The organism is Pseudomonas sp. WC2401 (assembly GCF_041200115.1).
Classification (GTDB): Bacteria; Pseudomonadota; Gammaproteobacteria; order Pseudomonadales; family Pseudomonadaceae; genus Aquipseudomonas; species Aquipseudomonas fragi.
The window spans coordinates 2,956,991-2,977,866 of record NZ_CP165623.1 but is presented as its reverse complement, the minus strand read 5'-3'; the positions used below and the strand labels follow the sequence as shown (position 1 = coordinate 2,977,866).

At 60.9% G+C, this 20,876-nt stretch carries 21 protein-coding genes; 5 read left to right on the top strand and 16 right to left on the bottom strand.

What is annotated here, in order from left to right; genetic code table 11:
• Positions 1-19: 19 nt before the first annotated feature.
• From AB3G35_RS13590 to AB3G35_RS13570, 5 genes are all read right to left on the bottom strand, one after another.
• Positions 20-781, bottom strand: coding sequence for a 1,6-dihydroxycyclohexa-2,4-diene-1-carboxylate dehydrogenase (locus tag AB3G35_RS13590; RefSeq protein WP_369781612.1), 762 nt, complete (start codon positions 779-781; stop codon positions 20-22).
• A 20-nt stretch (positions 782-801) separates the two neighbouring features.
• Positions 802-1,812: a benzoate 1,2-dioxygenase electron transfer component BenC gene (gene benC, locus AB3G35_RS13585; protein WP_016780684.1), complete on the bottom strand. Its 1,011-nt coding sequence runs from the start codon at positions 1,810-1,812 to the stop codon at positions 802-804.
• 70 nt (positions 1,813-1,882) lie between these two features.
• Positions 1,883-2,371: a benzoate 1,2-dioxygenase small subunit gene (gene benB, locus AB3G35_RS13580; protein ID WP_369781611.1), complete on the bottom strand. Its 489-nt coding sequence runs from the start codon at positions 2,369-2,371 to the stop codon at positions 1,883-1,885.
• Entirely contained in the window at positions 2,368-3,726 is a 1,359-nt protein-coding gene (gene benA / locus AB3G35_RS13575; RefSeq protein ID WP_369781610.1) for a benzoate 1,2-dioxygenase large subunit, read from the bottom strand. Before benA ends, benB begins: the two co-directional genes overlap by 4 nt.
• Positions 3,727-3,947: 221 nt before the next feature.
• Complete coding sequence (locus tag AB3G35_RS13570; protein ID WP_134048214.1) at positions 3,948-4,904, bottom strand: AraC family transcriptional regulator; 957 nt, start codon at positions 4,902-4,904, stop codon at positions 3,948-3,950.
• 191 nt (positions 4,905-5,095) lie between these two features.
• Here AB3G35_RS13570 and AB3G35_RS13565 point away from each other — a divergent pair, with 191 nt between their 5' ends.
• Positions 5,096-6,427, top strand: a complete 1,332-nt coding sequence (locus tag AB3G35_RS13565; RefSeq protein ID WP_369781609.1) for an amidohydrolase — start codon at positions 5,096-5,098, stop codon at positions 6,425-6,427.
• Between the two features lie 67 nt (positions 6,428-6,494).
• On the opposite strand, the gene mnmH is transcribed toward AB3G35_RS13565, so the two are convergent.
• Together mnmH and selD are read right to left on the bottom strand one after the other, a co-directional pair.
• A complete protein-coding gene (mnmH, locus tag AB3G35_RS13560; protein WP_029611381.1) occupies positions 6,495-7,592 on the bottom strand; it encodes a tRNA 2-selenouridine(34) synthase MnmH in 1,098 nt (365 codons plus the stop codon).
• Positions 7,592-8,626, bottom strand: a complete 1,035-nt coding sequence (gene selD, locus AB3G35_RS13555) for a selenide, water dikinase SelD (protein WP_083369490.1) — start codon at positions 8,624-8,626, stop codon at positions 7,592-7,594. The genes mnmH and selD overlap by 1 nt, the downstream gene beginning before the upstream one ends.
• A gap of 585 nt (positions 8,627-9,211) precedes the next feature.
• Here selD and AB3G35_RS13550 point away from each other — a divergent pair.
• Positions 9,212-9,541 carry a hypothetical protein gene (locus tag AB3G35_RS13550; RefSeq protein WP_016780679.1) on the top strand — a complete coding sequence of 110 codons (330 nt, stop codon included), beginning with the start codon at positions 9,212-9,214 and terminating at the stop codon, positions 9,539-9,541.
• A gap of 51 nt (positions 9,542-9,592) precedes the next feature.
• On the opposite strand, the gene AB3G35_RS13545 is transcribed toward AB3G35_RS13550, so the two are convergent.
• The 8 genes from AB3G35_RS13545 to AB3G35_RS13510 form a co-directional block, all read right to left on the bottom strand.
• Positions 9,593-10,054, bottom strand: coding sequence for a hypothetical protein (locus tag AB3G35_RS13545; RefSeq protein WP_134048208.1), 462 nt, complete (start codon positions 10,052-10,054; stop codon positions 9,593-9,595).
• 185 nt (positions 10,055-10,239) lie between these two features.
• Positions 10,240-11,169, bottom strand: coding sequence for an electron transfer flavoprotein subunit alpha/FixB family protein (locus tag AB3G35_RS13540; protein WP_369781608.1), 930 nt, complete (start codon positions 11,167-11,169; stop codon positions 10,240-10,242).
• A gap of 2 nt (positions 11,170-11,171) precedes the next feature.
• Positions 11,172-11,921, bottom strand: a complete 750-nt coding sequence (locus tag AB3G35_RS13535) for an electron transfer flavoprotein subunit beta/FixA family protein (RefSeq protein WP_086796624.1) — start codon at positions 11,919-11,921, stop codon at positions 11,172-11,174.
• Positions 11,922-11,957: 36 nt separating this feature from the next.
• A complete protein-coding gene (locus tag AB3G35_RS13530) occupies positions 11,958-13,385 on the bottom strand; it encodes a cytosine permease (protein ID WP_369781607.1) in 1,428 nt (475 codons plus the stop codon).
• A 76-nt stretch (positions 13,386-13,461) separates the two neighbouring features.
• Entirely contained in the window at positions 13,462-14,604 is a 1,143-nt protein-coding gene (locus tag AB3G35_RS13525; RefSeq protein WP_369781606.1) for an acyl-CoA dehydrogenase family protein, read from the bottom strand.
• Complete coding sequence (locus AB3G35_RS13520) at positions 14,601-15,761, bottom strand: CaiB/BaiF CoA transferase family protein (RefSeq protein WP_369781605.1); 1,161 nt, start codon at positions 15,759-15,761, stop codon at positions 14,601-14,603. The genes AB3G35_RS13525 and AB3G35_RS13520 overlap by 4 nt, the downstream gene beginning before the upstream one ends.
• Before the next feature lie 299 nt (positions 15,762-16,060).
• A complete protein-coding gene (gene hutC / locus AB3G35_RS13515) occupies positions 16,061-16,813 on the bottom strand; it encodes a histidine utilization repressor (protein ID WP_369781604.1) in 753 nt (250 codons plus the stop codon).
• Between the two features lie 80 nt (positions 16,814-16,893).
• Positions 16,894-17,598 carry a YoaK family protein gene (locus tag AB3G35_RS13510; RefSeq protein ID WP_029611380.1) on the bottom strand — a complete coding sequence of 235 codons (705 nt, stop codon included), beginning with the start codon at positions 17,596-17,598 and terminating at the stop codon, positions 16,894-16,896.
• A gap of 260 nt (positions 17,599-17,858) precedes the next feature.
• On the opposite strand from AB3G35_RS13510, the gene AB3G35_RS13505 reads away from it, so the two are divergent.
• Positions 17,859-18,533: a histidine phosphatase family protein gene (locus AB3G35_RS13505; RefSeq protein ID WP_016780670.1), complete on the top strand. Its 675-nt coding sequence runs from the start codon at positions 17,859-17,861 to the stop codon at positions 18,531-18,533.
• Between the two features lie 16 nt (positions 18,534-18,549).
• Here the strand turns inward: AB3G35_RS13505 and AB3G35_RS13500 are convergent, their stop codons facing one another.
• Positions 18,550-19,488 (bottom strand): DMT family transporter, encoded by a 939-nt coding sequence (locus tag AB3G35_RS13500; protein WP_369781603.1) that lies wholly within the window; start codon positions 19,486-19,488, stop codon positions 18,550-18,552.
• Positions 19,489-19,691: 203 nt separating this feature from the next.
• Between AB3G35_RS13500 and AB3G35_RS13495 the strand changes: the two genes are divergently transcribed.
• On the top strand, positions 19,692-20,612 hold the full coding sequence (locus AB3G35_RS13495) for a LysR substrate-binding domain-containing protein (protein WP_196882277.1): 921 nt from the start codon (positions 19,692-19,694) through the stop codon (positions 20,610-20,612).
• A 14-nt stretch (positions 20,613-20,626) separates the two neighbouring features.
• On the top strand, positions 20,627-20,848 hold the full coding sequence (locus AB3G35_RS13490) for a YgdI/YgdR family lipoprotein (protein WP_016780667.1): 222 nt from the start codon (positions 20,627-20,629) through the stop codon (positions 20,846-20,848).
• Positions 20,849-20,876: the final 28 nt, after the last annotated feature.

The window sequence follows — 20,876 nt, the reverse complement described above, 5'->3', positions numbered from 1 at the left end:
GTCCATTCTGTCAGGGAGGTCAACCGAGGTCGCCGCCGCCCACCGGCAGGGTTACGCCGGTGATATAGGAAGCTTCGTCGCTGGCCAGGAACAGGATTGCGCCGACCTGCTCATCGAGGCTGGCGTAGCGTTTCATCAGACTGCTGTCGAGGGTCTGGTCGACGATTTGCTGGTACCAGATCTTCTCGTCAGGGCTTTGCTCGGCATCGTTGCGCGCAATCCGCCGCGGCGGTGCTTCAGTGCCGCCAGGTGCGGTGGCATTGACGCGAATTCCGCGCTGGGCATTCTCGAATGCCAGGCAGGCCGTGAGTGCATTCACGCCCCCCTTGGCCGCGCCGTAAGGTACGCGGTTGACGCTGCGGGTAGCGATTGAAGAAACATTCACAATCGCCCCGCGGCCCTGTTCAAGCATGTAGGGCAATGCGGCATGGCAGCACCACAAGGTGGGAAACAGCGAGCGGCGCACTTCGGCCTCGATTTCTTCGGCCTGGTAATGCTCGTAAGGCTTGGCCCAGATAGTCCCGCCCACATTGTTGACCAGCACGTCGAGACGGCCGAAGGTGTCCACCGCTGCGGCCATCACCCGCACACAGTCGGCGTACTGCTCAAGGTCGGCAGTCAGGGCCAGCACGCCCTCTCCTTGCAGTTCAAAGACCAGCTCGGAACGGTCGACCGCAATCACCTGCGCGCCTTCGTCCAGCAGGCGCTCGCACACGCGACGGCCAATGCCCTGGGCCGCGCCGGTGACCAGCGCGACCTTGTTGGCAAATCTGTTGTTCATCACAACCTCCGATTAAAGAATCAAGCCGCAGCGGCAAACTTCTCGTAGTAGAAATTGGCCGGGGTAATGCCCTGCTCGCGGATATAGAGGTTGACCGCTTCCACCATCGGCGGCGGGCCGCACAGGTACACATCGACATCACCGTGGTTGAGATGGCCCGGCTCGATATGCTGGGTGACATAGCCCTTGAGCGGATGCTGGCTCTGCGGGTTGGCCACGCAGGCACTGAAACTGAAGTTGGCAATGCGCTCGCTCAAGGCTTGCAGGCGATCGAGTTCAACCAGATCAAAATCATTGCTCACGCCGTAAATCAGATGCACCGGATGGGCACTGCCCTGCTCGGCGATTTTTTCCAGCATGGCAGTAAACGGCGCCAGCCCGGTGCCGCCAGCCAGCAGCAGCAAGGGCCGCTGGATCTGGCGCAGGTAGAAGCTGCCCAGCGGCCCGGCCAGGGTCATGCTGTCGCCCGCCTTGGCGATACCGGTCAAAAAGCTGCTCATCAGCCCGCCCGGCACGTTGCGGATCAGAAAGCTGACCTCGCCATCCTTTTGCAGGGTGCTGAAGGAATAGGCCCGCGTCTGCTCGCTGCCGGGCACGTTGAGGTTGACGTACTGCCCCGGCAGGAAGGCCAGGCTGCTCAGGGACTCGCCCTTGAGTGACAGGGCAATGGTGCTTTCGGACAACTGGCGCACATCACTGATGGCGGCCTCAAAGCTGGCCTGGCGGGTCTTGCACACGGATGAAGAGGCAGGCACCCGCACCACGCAATCGCTGGCGGCACGCATCTGGCAGGTCAGCACATAGCCCTGCTCGACCTCCTCTGCGCTGAGGGCGTCTTCGATATAGTCCTCGCCCAGCTCATAACGCCCGGCCTCGGCAAAGCACTTGCAGGTACCACAAGCGCCGTCACGACAGTCCAGCGGAATATTGATGCCCTGACGGTAAGCGGCGTCAGCCACGGTTTCCTGGCCATTGGTCTCGATAAAACGGGTCACCCCGTCTTCGAAGTTGAGGGCAATTTGAAAACTCATAATGTACCTCGCAGGCAATGCCGCGCCCCGGGCGCCCACAGGCACCGTGCAGCACGCATCACAGCCTTGATCAGATGTGGTAGATGTCGATGACCTGACGCACGTAGTCATTCTTGAGCACGACTTTCTTGGCCTTGATCAGCGGCTGCGGGGCGCGCATATCGAGGGTGTAGAAGCTGGTGCCGAAGTAGCTGTCGTAGGTCTTGTAGCGATAGCTGAGGGTGTGCCAGTTGAACCGCACATGGCACAGGCCATCGGCTTCGTCGACGATCTCGATATTGCTCAGGTTGTGCGAGGTACGAGTGTCGGGGATGGTCGCACTGGAGCGCTCGGTCTTGATGCGGAATACGCGGTCTTCCAGACCGCCACGGTTGCCGTACCAGATCAGCGAAATTTCGCTTTGCGGGTCTTCGGTCAAGGTGTCGTTGTCATCCCAGCACGGCATCCAGAAGCTGGCATCGGCGGCGTACAACTCCAGCCATTGATCCCACTGGCCATCGTCCAGGTAACGTGCTTCGCGGTACAGAAAGTCGCGCACAATCGCGTAGAGGCTGTTCATTGCACGGCCTCCACGGGGATCAGCGCCGGTTCGCCGGCGGCGGCCTTGAGCATGGTTTGCTGCCAGTACTTGTGTTGCAGCACAAACAGGCCTTCGTCCTCGGTGCGCACGCCGGAGAGCAGCGGCTTGAGATCGATTTCCTCGGCCGCCGCATCGGCGCCCTCGACCCAGTGTTCGGCCCCGCGGGACATGTCATTCCAGCCGCGCCCTGCGCCGTAACCGGTCTGGCAGGAGCGGAACTCTTCCAGGTCATCCGGGGTGGCCATGCCACTGACGTTGAAGAAATCTTCGTACTGGCGGATACGTTTGGTGCGCGCCTCGCTGCTCTCGCCCTTGGGCGCAATGCAGTAGATGGTGATCTCGGTCTGGTTCACGCTGATCGGTCGAGCAATACGAATCTGCGAGCTGAACTGGTCCATCAGGTACACATTGGGATACAGGCACAGGTTGCGCGAGTTCTCGATCATCCAGTCGGCGCGGGCCTGGCCGAAGTCGCGGGCCAGTTCGTCACGGCGCTCCCAGGCGGGGCGATCCTCGGGGTTGGCCCAGCGGGTCCAAAGCAGCAGATGGCCGTGGTCGAACGAGTAGAAACCGCCGCCGCCCTTGGCCCAGCTGCCGGCACTCATGGTCTTGATCTCTTCACCGGCTTCGCGCAGGGTGCGCTGGTTTTGCGTAGCGGCGTAGTTCCAGTGCACGGAACTGACGTGATAGCCATCGGCGCCGTTTTCGGCGGTGAGTTTCCAGTTGCCTTCATAGATATAGGAACTGGAGCCGCGCAGCACTTCCAGGCCATCGGCGGACTGGTCGACGATCATGTCGATGATCTTGGCCGACTCGCCCAGGTGCTCGGCCAGGGATTTCACGTCTGGGTTGAGGCTACCGAACAGAAAGCCGCGATAGGACTCGAAGTGCGCCACTTTGGTCAGGTCATGGGAGCCTTCGCAGTTAAAGCCTTCGGGGTAGCCGGCCGCAGCCGGGTCCTTGACCTTGAGCAGCTTGCCGCTGTTGTTGAAGGTCCAGCCGTGGAACGGGCAGGTATAGCTGGCGCGGTTGCCGGTCTTGTGCCGACACAGCATGGCGCCGCGATGGCTGCAGGCGTTGAGAAAAGCGTTGAGTTCACCGGCCTTGTTGCGCGCGATGAAAATCGGCTGGCGGCCCATGGTGGTGGTCAAAAAATCGTTGACGTTGGGGATCTGGCTCTCGTGGGCAAGGTAGATCCAGTTACCCTCGAAGATATGCGTCATTTCGAGTTCAAAGAGGTCGGGATCGGTAAACATCTCGCGCTTGCAGCGGTAGATGCCCTTATCCTTGTCGTCTTCCAGCATGGCATTCAAGTAATCGATACCCAGGGACATGGCCAGGGCCTCCGTTGTTATTATCCAGGCCGGGTCAGGTTAGGGAATCGATGTGCGGGGCAATATCCGTTTACTGCCAATCGTTATCCGATTAGTGCAGGCAGCCGGTTATTTCTGTGGGAGCGGGCTTGCTCGCGATGCAGACGACGCGATGATCCTGTGACACCGCAGCGATCCCATCGCGAGCAAGCCCGCTCCCACCCCAGCAGGTGGCGGCACGTTCAATACCGGCGCTTGAGGGTGCTCGAAGGCAGTTCGCCAAACTGCAGGCGGTAGCTCTCTGAGAACCGCCCCAAATGCACAAAGCCATAATCGAGCGCCAGTTCGGTGAGGCTGCGCACCGTGCAACCGGGGTCGCTCAAGCAAGTGTGGATACGCGCCAGCTTGCGCTGGCGGATGTACTGCAAAGGGGTCACGCCCAATTGGCGCTCGAACAGGCTGTAGAGCGAGCGCTGGCTGATGCACGCTTGCGCAGCCAGGTCTTCGCTGCTGATTTCCTGCTTGAGGTTGCGCTCGATGTAATCAAGGAGGCGCTCAATACTGGCACTGGCGGATGCCAGGTTTTCGCGGCTGATATTGGTCTGCATCAGGGTCAGCAACTTGCTGGCGACAATCTGCGTGTAATGCTCCTGCACCCGCAGCAGCGGGTCACTGGCCTCGGACTCCTGGCACACCATGCCCAGCAAGCCAAGAAAGCCTTCCAGCTCATCGAGCCGGTAGTGGTTGCGCATAAAACGCACCCCGCCCGCCGGCCGCCGCCAGCGCTGATCGTCACACACCGACTCAAGCAATTTGACCGGCAGCTTGAGGATGAACTTTTCACAGTCCTGAGAGTAAGTCAGATCCACCGGATCATCCGGGTTGATCACCAGCAGCTCCCCCGGCCCCAGATGCTGCTCGCGGTTCGCGCCGCGCCACAGGCAATTGCCGCGCAGCAGCACCTGCAAGTGAAAGATGCTCTCCAGTGCCGGCGAGGTCACGCGCACACTGCCGCCATAACTGATACGGCACAGATCCAGCTCGGCGAACTTGCGGTGATTGAGGCTGGCCAGCGGCCGGGTAGTTCGGGAAAGGCCAATACAGTGCTGCCCAACATGCCGGTTCACATAATCGGACACGGCATGGGGGTCAGCATGTCGGAACACACTACTGCGCTCGCTCAGCAGGCGGCTATCCATCGGTCAGGTACTCGGTGTTGTCATTATTATTGGCGTCACGTGCGCCAGAGTAGGCACGCCGACCCTGGCAGGGCAATTGGACCCTCGGCTAATGTGCGATAATCGAACGCTTTTAGCCGGGTGGTTGCGCCGCCCCTGCAAAAAACTGGCTTACCCTGTGCGCCCTAAAAACAACAAACAAGAGACTTTCGATGCTGCCCCGCCTTCGCCATGCCCCTTTGTACCTCGCCCTGTTGAGCACACTGACCGGAACCAGCCATGCGGCTGACCTGAACTGGGTCGACCCCGCCGTCGCGGCGGTCAATGACCAGGTGATTTCGCTGCGCCACACCCTTCACCAGAACCCGGAGATGGGTAATCAGGAATTCAAGACCGCCGCCCTGGTCGCCGAGCAGCTTAAAAGCCTAGGCCTGCAAGTGCGCACCGGCGTCGGCAAGACCGGCGTCGTTGGCGTGCTCAAGGGCGGCCTGCCCGGGCCGGTCGTGGCCCTGCGTGCCGATATGGACGCCCTGCCCGTCAAGGAAATGACCGGCCTGCCCTACGCCAGCACGGCTACCGGTATCCGCCTGGGCAAAACCGTACCGGTGATGCACGCCTGCGGCCATGACACCCACACCGCCATGCTGCTGGGCGCAGCCAGAATGCTGGCCGAGCATCGCGACCAGGTGGCCGGCACCGTGGTATTCCTGTTCCAGCCTGCCGAAGAAGGCGCGGCGGATGTCGACGAGTTCGAGACCGATACCCTGATCGGCGCCCAGGCCATGATCCGCGACGGTGCCCTGGACTCACCCAAGGTCGAAGCGATCTTTGGCGTGCATGTGATGGCGGGCTACCCCACCGGTCATCTGTATTACAAGGCCGGCACCGTGCTCAACAGCAGCGACGGCTTTCGCCTCATCGTCAAAGGCCAGCAGACCCACGGCTCGGCGCCCTGGAGCGGGGTTGACCCGGTGGTGGCCAGCGCCGCCATCATCGACGGCCTGCAAACCCTGGTCAGCCGCCGTGCCGACCTGTCACAAGGCATGGGGGTGATCAGTGTCGGCACGCTCAATGCCGGTTCTGCGGCCAATATCATCCCCGAGACCGTGGAAATGACCGGCACCATTCGCAGCAACAGCGCCGCGGTGCGCGACACCCTGCTGAAAAAAATGCCGCCGCTGGTGCAAGGCATTGCCAGCGCCTACGAGGCCAAGGCCGACCTGCTGCTGGTCAACCATGCGCCGGTCACCAGCAACGACCCGCAACTGACCGCAGCCATGGTCCCGGCCCTGCAACTGGCTGCGCCAGGCAAGGTGCAGTTGCTGCCTGCGTCCCTGTCGCCAAGCGAAGACTTCTCGTACTACGCCGAAAAAGTCCCGGGATTGTTTGTATTTTTGGGTGCTACGCCTGAAGGGCAGGACATGAGCAAGGCCGCCAACAACCACAGCCCCTACTTCACCGCCGACGATGCCACCCTGGCCACCGGGGTGAAGGCCCATGTGCAGTTTGTGATGAATTATCCGGGGCGGGTGCGCGGCAGTTGAATCGCAGGCAAACGCCTTGCCCACGCTGACAGCACGGCGCTGACGGGTTTGCCGTCAGCGCCACAGGCTAGTGGCTGGGTGTGCTGCGCAGATACTCCAGCACTGCGGCCTGATCCCCGGCAAAGGCAATGCGCGAGCCCTTTTTCTCGCGCTGGAAGGCGTACATCGGGTCGTAATACTCGCGCAGCAGGGCTTCGATCCAGACCCGGTGCAGGTCTACCGCACCGCAGCGTTCCTGCTCCTGCAAGGCCTCTTGCATGACCGCCTGCAAGCGCTGGTGGCGCTCGCCGCCCAGGCGCCGCTGGATATTGGCCAGGCTTTCAAGCAGGCGCCGGGAGAACAGGGCAAAGCCATGTTCGCCATTGCTGGCGGTGAACTCGGCACACAAGTCCACTACATAGTCGCGCAGGATGCGTTCAACCCGGCTTTCCAGGCGGTCTTCAAGCCAGACCACAGGGGCGCCCTGCATACGTTGATACAACGTCAGCGGCAAGGCGCAGCTACCCACCGTGCGGCTTTCGTCTTCAACCACAAAACCTTCATGGCCCTTGGCGCGCTTCTTCAGCACGTCAATGGCCAGCCGATTTTCAAAGTCGATATTCGACGGCTGCGCCGTGGCCCGCTTGCCGAAACTTGAGCCGCGATGGTTGGCATGGCCCTCCAGGTCCAGGCCATTGTTGAGCTGCACCAGCACATCGGTCTTGCCAGTGCCGGTCATGCCGCCGAGCACGGTCATGTCGCACTGGGCCACGGCGTCGTCCAGGGTCTGGATCAGGAAGCTACGCAGGGCCTTGTAACCGCCGGTCACGCGCGGGTAATCGATCCCGGCATCGTGCTTGAGCCACTGCTGGACAATCTGCGAGCGCATGCCGCCACGAAAGCAGTACAGGCAACCCTCGGGGTTGGCCCGGGCAAAATCGGCCCAGGCCTGCAGGCGCTCGGCCTTGACCTGCCCCGACACCAGTTGGTGGCCCAGCACCACCGCCGCCTGCTGGCCTTGCTGCTTGTAGCAGGTGCCCACCCGCTCGCGCTCGCGGTCGGTCATCAGCGGCAGGTTGACCACCCCGGGGAACGCCCCCTTGTGAAATTCGATCGGCGCGCGGGTGTCCATCATCGGCCGGTCATTGAGAAACAGCTCGCGATAGTCGGTGACGTCATCAGCCATCATGACACCTCAACCGCGTATGTCTGTCGCTCAACCAACTGGCCGATCGGCTCCAGGGTCAGGCCATGCTCACTGGCCATTTGCAGGAATGCCTGATTACCTTCCGGGCTCACTGCAACCAGCAGGCCCCCACTGGTTTGCGGGTCGCAAAGCACACGTTTGTGCAGCTCTTGCAGCGGCGACAGTTGGGCGGCGTAACTGTCATAGTTGCGCAAGGTGCCACCCGGCACGCAACCCTGTTCCAGGTAATACTCGACCGAGGCCAGGCGCGGCACCCTGGCGTATTCGATCTGTGCCGTCAGCTGACTGCCATCGGCCATTTCCACCAGATGGCCGAGCAGGCCAAAACCGGTTACGTCGGTCATGGCCTTGACCCCGTCGAGTTTGGCGAACTGGCTGCCCACCTTGTTCAGCGTACACATCCAGTCCCGCGCCAGGCCGACATCGGCGGTGCGCAACTTGCCCTTTTTCTCGGCGGTGGTGAGGATACCGATGCCCAGGGGCTTGGTCAGGTACAACAGGCATCCCGCCGTGGCGGTATCATTGCGCTTCATCTGGCGCTTGTTGACCACGCCAGTCACGGCCAGGCCGAAAATCGGCTCGGGGGTATCGATGGAATGCCCGCCCGCCAGCGGGATGCCGGCGTCATCACACACGGCGCGACCACCGCGGATCACTTCGCGGGCCACTTCAGGCGGCAACAGATGCACCGGCCAGCCCAGAATCGCAATGGCCATCAATGGGTCACCGCCCATTGCATAGATGTCGCTGATGGCATTGGTGGCGGCAATACGGCCGAAATCGTAAGGGTCATCGACGATCGGCATAAAGAAATCGGTGGTCGAAACCACCCCGCGCTCGTCATCCAGGGCATAGACCGCAGCATCGTCACGCGAGGCATTGCCGACCCACAGCTTGGGGTCGAGGTTTTGCGCGCCGCTGCCGGCAAGGATCACTTCCAGTACCTGAGGCGAAATCTTGCACCCGCACCCCGCACCGTGGCTGTACTGGGTCAGGCGGATCGGCTCGCTCATAAAGGTACCTCGGGTCAATTTCAAAGCAGCAGATACTAGCAGAGCCGAGCATTGCATGCGCCGGCAAGCCACGCGCGCACTCGGTACCCGGCCTGCATTGCGTCTGCATCAAGGGGTGACCGGCATACTGAAAAGCGACCTGCCGGTCACATATGTAGTGCCTGAAAATAATCACTACATACGTATTGACGGCACGATTTTCCCCCAGCATTATGCAGACGTCTTCCCCACCGGAAGCGCTGGAAAGGGTTGTTGCAAGCATGCCCGACGAGCTGTCGGGCTGTTCCGGGATAGGTACTGCCCACAAGGCAGAATTGATGAAGCTGACCTGGCTTGATCGTCCGCGTCAAAGACGACAGGGGCTAGCGAAACGTCCTCAAGAAGCTTGTGGCTGATGCGTCATGTCACTCAGGCATCCTGGTTCACGCTGCTCTCCTTCGCTTTACGCTCTTTATGTAGTGCCGAGCTTTACTACTACATATGACGAACTCAAGACAGATCTGCTTTGGATGGACACTACGCAGCGCTGCATGTGCAGTTGCGCGAATCAATTAGACAGATCAACGAGTAGTCAAGGAGTTAGCCATGAACCTGAATAACCAACCGACTGTTAACGAGCTGGCTCGACTCTTCGCTGCCCAGAAAGACACGCTGAACGACCACATCCTGTGGATCAGCGATGCCGGTGATGTGCGTATCGATCCTGTAACGTCGTGCAAGGAAGAAACCAGATTCGAGGAAGAACGCCCACAAATGCGTGCCCACCTCAAAATGTACCGCCGTGGCCAAGGCTACGTGGGCAAAAAGGCTGCAGCCGATAGCGACTACATGGCGCGCGTGCTGCAAACCTTGACCCTGACCTGGCAAAAAGCGCAAACCGCGCCTGCGCTGGTCAAGGTTAACAGCTACAGCTGATAGCCCCGCCGTACAAGAAAGCCCCGGATAACCCCCGGGGCTTTTTCAATTTCAGGCTTGCGGGGTTTTAATGCAGACCTCCGTGCCTCGGCCGCCGCCATTGTAGTCAGGCAGGTAATAGGACTTGTGCAGCGTGGTGGTGTATTGCCCCTTGCTGTCCTGGTCCCGGGTGATGGTCGCGAGCCCGACTCCGCGATCGGTGGCGGCCTCCAGGCTGTCATTGGCAAAATACATCGCCAGTTGCTGGCCCTGGGCTGCGGCGTAGCCTGTATAGATGGCCTTGTCGCTACCCAGGTCAACTTCAAGCTTGAACGTGTAGGCACCAAAGTTCTGGCTGAAGTGGCTGGATTTTTCATCCACCTTGAAACTCAGATCGCCCTTGAAGGCGCCGTCATGGCTGTCAAAGCCCGTGCATTTATAATCGCCGGCTATATACAACGGATCGTTGACTGCCCCATCTGCCAGCACAAAACCGGCAGGGGCCAAACTGGTCACGAGTACAAGTGCGTTCACTACATTCCTGGTCAAGTTACCCGACATGTTTCCCCCTCGAAACAATGTAATAAGGATGGGCTGTAACCGTCGGAAATCTACACATCTACCGGCACTGGCATCTACTGAACTACAAAACGGATTGTGGCAAAAATTGTCCTTCAAGCAGGTGGTTGTTTCCTGTGGGAGCAGGCTCCCACAGGGTGTCAGACCGCCTGCTCCAGCTCAGGCACTGCGTCGAACAGGTCCGCCACCAGGCCATAATCGGCCACCTGAAAAATCGGCGCTTCTTCGTCCTTGTTGATCGCCACGATCACCTTGGAGTCTTTCATGCCGGCCAGATGCTGGATCGCGCCGGAAATGCCCACCGCGATATACAGCTGTGGTGCAACAATCTTTCCGGTCTGGCCGACCTGCATGTCGTTGGGTACAAAGCCTGCGTCCACCGCCGCGCGAGATGCGCCGACCCCTGCTCCCAGCTTGTCAGCCAGGGCATACAGGTACTTGAAGTTGTCGCCGTTCTGCATGCCGCGCCCACCGGAAACCACGACCTTGGCGGCGGTCAGCTCAGGGCGGTCCGACTTGGCCAGTACCTCGCCCACGAACGACGACGTGCCAGCATCGTGAACCGCTGCAACCGCCTCAACCACTGCCGCCCCCCCTTGCGCGGCAACCGGGTCGAAACCGGTGGCACGCACGGTGATCACTTTCACCGGCGCAGTGGACTGCACGGTGGCAATGGCGTTACCGGCGTAGATCGGGCGGGTGAAGGTGTCGGCGCTGACCACCGAGATGATCTCGGAGATCTGGTCTACGTCCAGCTGTGCAGCAACCCGCGGCAGGATGTTTTTGCCGTTGGAGGTCGCGGCGGCCAGGATGTGGCTGTAGCCGGCACCCAGCTCTGCAACCAGCGGGGCAAGGTTTTCCGGCAACTGATGGGCATAAGCCGCGTTATCCGCAACCAGCACTTTGGCCACGCCAGCGATCTGTGCAGCCGCCTGCGCCACGCTGCCCAGCCCCTGCCCGGCCACCAGCAGGTGAATGTCAGCGCCGATTTGGCCAGCCGCCGCCAGCGTGTTCAGGGTTGCCGATGCAATACCGACACCATCATGTTCTGCAAGTACCAGGACCGTCATGTTCAGATCACCTTCGCTTCGTTTTTCAGTTTCTCGACCAGTTCAGCCACCGACTTGACCTTGATACCCGCGCTGCGTGCAGCCGGGGCTTCAACTTTGAGGGTCGAGTGGGTCGAAGCAGTCGAAACACCCAACGCGTCTGGCGTCAGCACTTCAAGCGGCTTTTTCTTGGCTTTCATGATGTTTGGCAGGGACGCATAACGCGGCTCGTTCAAACGCAGGTCGGTGGTGATGATCGCCGGCAAGCTCAGCGAAACAGTTTGCGCGCCGCCGTCGACTTCACGCGTGACGGCAACCTTGTCACCTGCCACTTCAACCTTGGAGGCGAACGTACCCTGGCCGAAACCGGTCAGCGCAGCCAGCATCTGGCCAGTCTGGTTGTTGTCGCTGTCGATGGCCTGTTTGCCCAGGATCACCAGCTGAGGCTGTTCCTTGTCGACAACGGCCTTGAGCAGCTTGGCCACGGCCAGCGAGGTCAGGTCTTCGGCGGACTCGACGAGAATGGCGCGATCGGCACCCAGAGCCAGCGCGGTACGCAGCTGTTCCTGAGCAGTGGTCGGGCCGATGGAGACGACGACGATTTCAGTCGCAACACCTTTTTCTTTCAGGCGTACGGCTTCTTCCACGGCGATTTCGCAGAAGGGGTTCATCGACATCTTGACGTTGGCGAGGTCAACGCCGGAGTTGTCCGCCTTGACGCGAACCTTGACGTTGTAATCGACCACGCGCTTGATACAGGCCAGCACCTTCATTGTTGCTCCCTCTATGGCTACTTGAATGGAAAAGCCCTAAACCGTTGCGGGCTCGACAGGCAAAATCAATTGATCCGGCACCGACTGCCCCGAGTTGCGCGCCACTAAGTAATACACCAGCGCCGGCAACGTCAGGCCAATGATCCACGAGATATCGGTGCCGCCCAGAGGCTCCACCAAAGGCCCGGTATAAAAGCTGGTGGCGATAAACGGCAACTGCACCACCACCCCGAAGGCGTACACCACAATACCGCGCAGGTTCCAGCGACCGTATCGGCCATTCGGGTTAGACAGCGCCGGTACGTCGTAGCGCTCCTTGCTGATCAGGTAGAAGTCCACCAGGTTGATCGCGCTCCAGGGCGTGAAAAACGCCAGCAAAAACAGGATAAATGCCGAGAAATCCTTGAGGAACGAATGCTGCCCGAGCAAGGCCAGCGCGGTGGCAAAACCGACCATCAGCAGGATGTAAAACAGGCGCAGGGTTTTCGAGATTTCATGGTTGCCACGAAAACCGCTGACGATGGTGGCCAGGGACATGAAACTGCCGTAGGCATTGAGTGTGGTGATGGTCACCTTGCCGAACACCACGCAAAAATACAGCAGCGCCGCCATCGCCCCGCTCGCCCCCATGCCGACGATGTACGACACCTCATGCCCGGCAAACTGGTTGCCCGCCAGCGCCGCCACGAACACGCCGAAGACCATCGAGATCTGCGAGCCCACCACCGAGCCCAGGCCCACCGCCAGAAAGGTTTTCAGCGATGAGGTCGAGGCTGGCAAGTAGCGCGAGTAGTCCGCCACATAAGGCCCGAAGGCGATCTGCCAGGAGGCTGACAACGAAATCGCCAACAGAAAACTGCTCAAGGAAAAGTGTTTGTTGCTGAGCAACAGGCTTATGTCGTTTTGCGAAATCAAGGTGTAGAACAGATAGAAAAACGCCAGCACCCCGACCACGCTTGCCACCCGGCCGATCATGTGGATGGTGCGATAGCCCAGGATGGTCAGCAGCACGATCAGCGCGGCAAAGATCAGGATGCCCCACGAGTCGCTCACCCCCACCAACTGCCCCACCGCCTGCCCGGCCAGCACCGAACCGCTGGCCGAAAAGCCCACATACATCAGGCACACCAGCACGATGGGAATCACCGCGCCATAGACGCCGAACTGCACCCGGCTGGAAATCATCTGCGGCAGGCCCAGCTTGGGCCCCTGCGCCGCATGCAACGCCATGATGGTGCCGCCCAGCACCTGCCCGATGAGCAGGCCGATCAACGACCAGAACACATCGCCACCCAACACCACGGCCAAGGCCCCGGTGACAATGGCGGTGACTTGCAGGTTGGCCCCGAACCACAGGGTGAACTGACTGAACAGACGCCCGTGGCGCTCCGACTCGGGGATGTAATCGATAGAGCGCTGTTCGACCAGCGAGGCCCGCGGTGAATCTTGGTTGAGCGTGGACATAAGCAGTTCCTTCAGGCTGGCACCCGGGGTGCGCCGTGTTGTTATGGGAAAGACTTTTCCAATCCTTGGCCGTTGGTTATCTGGCCGCGTCGAGCAAGGCGCGGGAGATGATGATTTTCTGCACCTCGGAGGTGCCTTCAAAAATCCGCAGGATCCGCGCATCGCGCACATAGCGTTCCAGCGGCAAGTCGCGGCTGTAACCGTAACCACCATGCAGTTGCAGCGCGGCATCAGTGATAAACCCGGCGCATTCGGCGGCCACCAGTTTTGCCGTGGCCGAGTCCAGGCTGAAACGCTCGCCGCTGTCACGCCGGGCGGCAGCTTTCATGGTCAGCAGGCGCGCACTTTCCAGTTGCGCGTACATATCGGCCAGGCGCCATTGCGTGCCCTGATACGCCGCCAGCGGCTTGGGCCCGATCTGGCGTTCGCGCACCCAGCTCAAACTCGCCTGCAATGCCGCATTGGCGATGCCCAGGGACATGGCCGCCACCTCTACCCGACCGCGGTCCAGCACCGCCATCGCCGTGTTGAAACCCTGGCCTTCAATACCGAGCAGTGCCGACGCCGGCAGCCAGCAGTCCAGCGCCAGTTCATAGATGGTACTGCCGCGCAGGCCCATGGTTTTTTCCGGGCTGGAGAAGCTGATGCCCGCCGTGCCCCGGGGCACCATAAAGGCGCTGATGCCCTTGTGGCCGGCTTCGGCGTCCGTTTTGACGTAGAGCACAATAAAGTCGGCCTCCTTGGCATTGGTGATGTAGTGCTTGTTGCCGCGCACCCGCCAGCCGCCTTCTTCACGCACGGCGCGGCTGCGCATGTCGGTCGGGTTGGAACCCGCCGCAGGTTCAGTCAGGGCAAAGGCACCAAGCAGTTCACCGCTGGCCGCGCGTGGCAACCATTCCTGCTTTTGCTCCTCGGTGCCGCCCAGCAGGATCGAGTCCGTGGCCAGGAAGTGCGCGGTCATGGCCGACGCGGTGGAGGCACAGGCCCCTGCTACCGCTTCCACCACGCGGCTCATGGCCAGGCTGCCGATGCCCGGGCCGCCATATTCTTCCGGCAGGTTGATACCCATGCAGCCCAGGTCGCCCAATGCCTTGATGCTGGCCAGGCAGAACGTTTCGGTTTCGTCATAGTGCTGGGCCAGGGGCTGGATCACTTCGCGGGCCACTTGTTCGGCACTGTCGACGACGGCCAATTCTTCTGCAGTCATTTCAAAGTTCATGGGTGTACTCCTGCCTTGCTAAAGCCGAATTCGGCGTTGTCGGCGCCCAGACGCGGGGCGATGGAAGTGCTATGAGGTTTACGGCCATTGAAGAACACCGGTTGCGGCACCAGTGCCAGCGCCGCGCCTTCGGGTTGAACCTGCAACTGGCGGACCCGGGCATGTTCACTGCTGGCCGCCTGCTGCAGGTCCCACACCGGCGACGACGGCACTCCGGCCTCGAGCAGGCCGTCGCACAACTGTTCCACACTGTGCTGCGCGGTCCAGCTTTCGATGGCGGCATGCAGTGCCGGCTCGTGCAAGGTGCGCTGGCTGTCATCGATAAAGCGCGCATCGCTCGCCAGCTCCGGCTGGCCCATGCACTGGCACAGGCGCTCGAACAAACGATTGCTCGCCACCGCAATCACCACCAGGCCATCCGCTGCGCGGTAGGTGTCAAACGGGGTGGAGACCGGATGCCGATTGCCTACCAGCCCGGGCGCCACGCCCTTGGCATAGAGGTTGGACAGGCCGGTCACCTGCAGACTGAACAACACATCAAACATGGCCACATCGATGTACTGCGCTCCCGGAGCATGCCGTTCCCGGGCAAACAGCGCCGAGCTGATCGCCCAGGCGGCATACACCCCGGCACACAGGTCGCCGATCGCCTCCCCACTGCGGGTGGGGCCGGTGGCAGCAAAACCGGTCACGCTCATCAGGCCGGACATGGCTTGCGCCACAATGTCGTAGGCCGGGCGCTTTGACAGCGGCCCTTGCTGGCCAAAACCGGAGATGCTGGCGTAGATCAGCCGCGGGTTGTGCTGCTTGAGGCTGTCAAAATCGATGCCCAGACGCTGCGTCACGCCAGGGCGGAAGTTCTCCACCAGCACATCGGCATCGGCCACCAGCTCATAAAAACGCTGGCGCTGCGCCGGGTTTTTAAAGTCGATCTCAACGCTGCGCTTGCCGCGGTTGATCAGGCCGAAATACACGCTTTCGCCATCCAGAAACGGCCCCAGGTGACGGGCATCATCGCCCTCCTCGGGTACTTCGAACTTGATCACGTCGGCCCCCAGATCCGCCAGCATGGCGGTGCAATGAGGTCCGGCCAGCACACGGCTGATATCCAGCACCCGCACCCCCTGCAGTTGTTGCGTAAACGGATTGTTATCCATGCTCCCCCCTCAAAGACTCAAGCAGCGCAGCAACTGCGCACTTATACCAACCTGTATGTACAAGTGAATGCAAGTGAGGGGCCAACACGCCGCAAGCATTGCGCCCACAGCTTTAACATTAAATTTAAATACGTTTAAAATCAGACAGTTAAAAAATTTATATTTTTTAAAAGAAAAAACCTAGGCGGGACAACACTGCACAAAGTTGCCGCAACTTTGTGCATATGCAGGTAGGAAGGTAACAAAAACGCACCAAAAGTAACGCGAGTAACACACCGCTACCCGCGACCCATGCCTCCTCAGTTGCCGCACTGCCCTTGCAGGCGGTAGCGTGAACCCGGGTAGACCAGCCGAGCACACCCTACCAGCCCCTGGGCAGCCCAGGTGCGGCGGCGAATCAGCAGGCAGGGCTCGTTGCGCTTGACGTTCAACAGCCGGCATTGCGCCGACGTGGCATGAATCGCTTCGACCTCATGCTCGCCACCGGTCAGTGGCGCCAGGTTCATCAGGTAGGCATAGGCCGTGGTTCGAGTGAAGTCCTGTTGCAGGTACTCAGGGGCAATCTCGGCGTTCACATAGCGCTCCTCGATCTGCACCGGCACCTCGTTTTCGTAATGCACCATCAGCGAGTGGAACAAGCGCTTGACCCCGTCCAGGGCAAACAGCAGCACAGGCGTGGCCTTGGCCGCCACCTCTTCGAGCACAATCACCTCGCAGCGATGCACATGGCCACGGTCAGCGATTTCCTGGGCGATATTGCGAATCTCGAACAACGCCGCATTGCCCTTGGGCACGGCAACAAATGTACCCACCCCCTGCATGCGCACCAGCAGCCCTTCGATGGTCAGCTCGCGCAATGCGCGGTTGATGGTCATGCGGCTCACCCCCAACAGGGTGAGCAGTTCACTCTCGGACGGCAGCCTGGAGTTGGGCAGCCAGGCCCCGGAACGGATTTTTTGCGTGATCGCCTGCTTGACCCGCGCATACAGCGGCGCCGGGCTCTCAATGGAAAATGACTCAAGGGGTGAATGGTCATCGACTGACTTGGACACAACAACTCCTGTTCGTAGGGCTGGGCATGCAGCCGGGCTGCGCCAGTTTACGCGCAGGCCGGGCCAAGCTAAACGGGGGATTAACGCGGCATGTAATCGCGTTGCCAACGTCGCGGAATGCGCAACGACACTAGCCCCAAAACAGCCGCCAAACCGGCGCTGAACAACATGGCCCTGAGGCCGAACTGCGCCTCCAGCACCGCGCCCAGCACTGCCCCCAGCAACATCCCGGTCCAGGGCACCAGTTGCACGCGCCAGCCACTGCGGCGCTCACCCAGCAACCAGCGGCCCAGGCCGCGGCCAAAACGCGACAACGCCCCGGTCACATAGGTCAGGCCCACCGGCAGGCCATTGACCTGTTCCACCGCCGCATTGAGCATGCCCATTGCCACGATTGCCGCCAGCAACGCCGGGACCTGGCTGGCGAACGGCAGCAGGGCCGATGCACACAACAAGCCGGCAATCACCAGCATCAGCGGCAAGGCCCGTCGCCCGCCCCAACGCCCCAGCAACACCCCCAGGGCATTGCCGACAATAAACGCCAGCACCGCAAACAGCAGGCGCACCGCCATACCCAGGTCACCGTCACCGATGGCCACTGCCAGGCGCGTGGTATTGCCACTCATAAATGAAACAAAATCACCGGTGGCCAGAAAGCCGATGGCATCAGTCATGCCCGCCAGTACCGACAGGCTGGCCACCATCGCCAGCCCTACCCGGCCGCGCCAGGCTCGCACTCGCACATGCACGGGGTTGCTCGGTTTTCGCAGTGGCGCTGGAAGCATGGCGCAAGCCTCTGTAGGAATACCCGACTAAAGAGTGAACGATTTTGTCATATAAAAAAGCCACCATAGCATTCGTCCTGTAGGACTATTCGTGTTCTTGCGCAGGTAAAATCGAACCAATTGCGAAAAAGGCATCTAATAAACGCTTCTGCCAAGGATGAGAAGCTCAGGTTTGCAGCAATGACAAGGATCAACACAGGGGCGGCCATGCCCGCTGTGCCAGGCCGGTCAGCCTTAACAGCTGTATGCAGAAGATCCCCATGAACCAGTCTGTTTGGATTAAACCTCGACTCAAGCCCTATGCCCTGGCGGCGATCCCGCTGCTCCTGGTTGCCGGCGCTGTGGCATTGGCGGTACACGCGGATGACGTCTTTGCCCGACCGGTGGACGGTGTGCAAACCCTGGTGTTTTTGCGCCATGCCGAAAAACCCGCCGATGGCCTCGGCCAGCTTACCTGCCAGGGGCTGAACCGGGCGATTGACCTGGCCACCCTGCTGCCGCAACGCTACGGCAAGGCTGACTACGTATTTGCCGCCAACCCTTCGCGCCAGGTCGAAGAAGGCGCCGACGATGACGCCTACAGCTATGTGCGCCCGCTGATGACCATCAACCCGAGCGCCATCAAGCTGGGCTTGCCGATCAATCTGGAGTACTCGGCCAACGACACCCGCCAACTGGCCAAGGAACTGACCGACGACCAGTACCACAGCTCAACCATCTACACCGCCTGGTCCCACGGCTACTTGCCGGAACTGATCAACAGCGTTGCCAGCCAGGCCCTGGGCCAGAAGACTTCGTTGACTGAAGACTGGTCCGGCGGCGACTTTGACTCGCTGTATGTGCTGACCCTGACCTGGAAAGACGGCAAGGCCAGCCTGCTCAGCCGCGTCGACAAACAAGACCTGAACAATGGCTCCAAGGCGTGCCCGACCTGATCTGCCTGCACCCGGATCACGGCGCGAGCGCGGTGCGCGCCGGGGCATGGCGGTGCACCGCCCAACTGACCCCGCCCAGCAGCATCAACACCGCCAGGGTTTCTACCCCGCTGGGCCAGCGTTGCAGGTAGATAAAGCCGTAGAGCAGCGCAAACACCGTTTCAAACACGATCAACTGCCCGCTCAGGGTCAGCGGCAAACGCCGGGACGCGGCATTCCACATACGATTGCCAAACCACGAGCCGAGCACGGCGCAGGCCAGGTTGACCAGCCAGAACATCTGCCAGCGCTGGTCCGTGGCCTCGACGGTTACCGCGTCCACCGCCAGCCAATGGGCACCCCCCCAGATCAGCACACCGAGCACCCCGGTGGTCACTCCCCACAACGTCGACCACTCGCCACTGTCAAAGCGGCTGAGCTTCAAATACCGCGCATTCTCGATGGCAAACCAGCTCCAGCATAGCAAGGCGCCGATACCGCACAGCACACCGAGCACCTTGGTGCCCAGCGGCTGTGGTGAAGTGTCGCCGAACAGGGCTTCGAGATTGATGCACAGCACCCCGCCCAGCACCAGCAGCAACGGCCATGCCAGCCGCGCCAGGGGCACCGCCCCGGCATCGCGGCGGCCCAGCCAGGTAATGCTCAGCGGCAATACCCCGATAATCAGCGAGGCCGCTGCGATACCCACCCACTGCACCGAGGCGGCCAGCAGCATGTAATAAATCAGATTGCCCAGCAGGGCGAACTTGACCAGGGTCAGCACATCGCGGCGGCTGAGCTGGAGCAGCAAGCGCCGGGCATTGGGTAACAGCAGCACCAGTGACACCGCGCCATACACGATAAAACGCCCACAGCTGAGCAACAGCGGGCTGAACTCCGGCAACAGCTTGGGCACCAGGAACACCAGCCCCCACACCGCACCGGCCATGCCGGCATAGACTATCCCGCGTTTCATGTCGCGCTCTCTGGCTGATCGATATCGGGCGAGAATAGGCGGTACGCAGTCCAAGAACAAAAGATCAATTGGCATGCTGGCATTCCACCACGGAATGGCTTATACCCTGTGGGAGCGGGCTTGCTCGCGATGGCAACACTGCGGTTTAGCTGACAGACCGCATCGCGGGCAAGCCCGCTCCCACACCATTCAAAAAGGCCCCCATGAACCGCTACGCCAAGAACCTGCCGCCCCTGGCCACCCTGATCACCTTCGAAGCCGTAGGCCGCAATGGCAGCTTTACCCGTGCCGCCAGCGAGTTGTGCCTCACCCAAAGCGCCGTCAGCAAACAGATCCGCGCCCTGGAAGACCACCTCAAGCTGGCCCTGTTCGAGCGCCAGGCCCGGGGTATTGGCCTGACCCTCGCCGGCGCCAGCCTGTTCAGTGAAGTCAGCACCCTGCTCGAACGCCTGCAACACAGCGTCAACCGGATCAAGGCAGCCCATGCGCCCAATGCCGTCACCGTGCTGTGTACCCATGCGGTGGCGCAGTTCTGGTTGTTTCCACGTTTGCTCGCCTTCAACACCGAGCACCCGTCGATCACGGTCAACATCCATGCCAGCAACGATATCGACGAATCCAGCGTCGCCGATTACGACTTCTGCATCTTGTACGGCGCCGGCCAGTGGTCATCGCTGAGTGCCGAGCCGCTGTTTGCCGAGAAGGTCTACCCGGTGGCCCGCCCCGACCTGGTGTTGAGCAGCATCAACCAACCTGCCGACCTGCAAGGCCTGCCCTTGATCGAACTGGATGCATCAGGCTGGAACTGCATGGACTGGCGCGACTGGTTCAACCATTTTGGCCTGGAACACAAGGCCGATGCGCAACGCCCCACCTTCAATCAGGTCACCCTCGCTTATCAGGCAATCGTGCAAGGCATGGGGGTGGGTCTGGGCTGGGACTTTATGGTTCGCGACAAAATCGAGCGAGGTGAACTGTGCCGCGTCGGCGCGTTTGAATTTTTAAGTACAAACGCCGATCATCTGGCGCACTCTCGGCAAAAAACGCTGTCTGATGCAGCAATGACTTTCCAGCGCTGGCTGCTTGATCAAGCCCGGCGCGATTTCTCTCCAACTTGCCCATAGCTCAAGGTACATGCATGAAGATCAAGGTTACCGGTTTACCCCTGCTGTTAGTGGCCTTGCTGGGACTGGCGGGCTGCGCGACTCCGAGCGTGGTGACCCTGCAAAACGGCACGCAATACCTGACCAAGGACCTGCCCGTCACCACCAACAAGGACGGCTTCTACGAGTTTGTCGATATCGCCGGCAAGCACGTCAAGGTTCGGGCCGAGGATGTCTCAACCATCAAGGCAGATTGAACACGGGCAGCCAGCGGCAAGCAGCGCT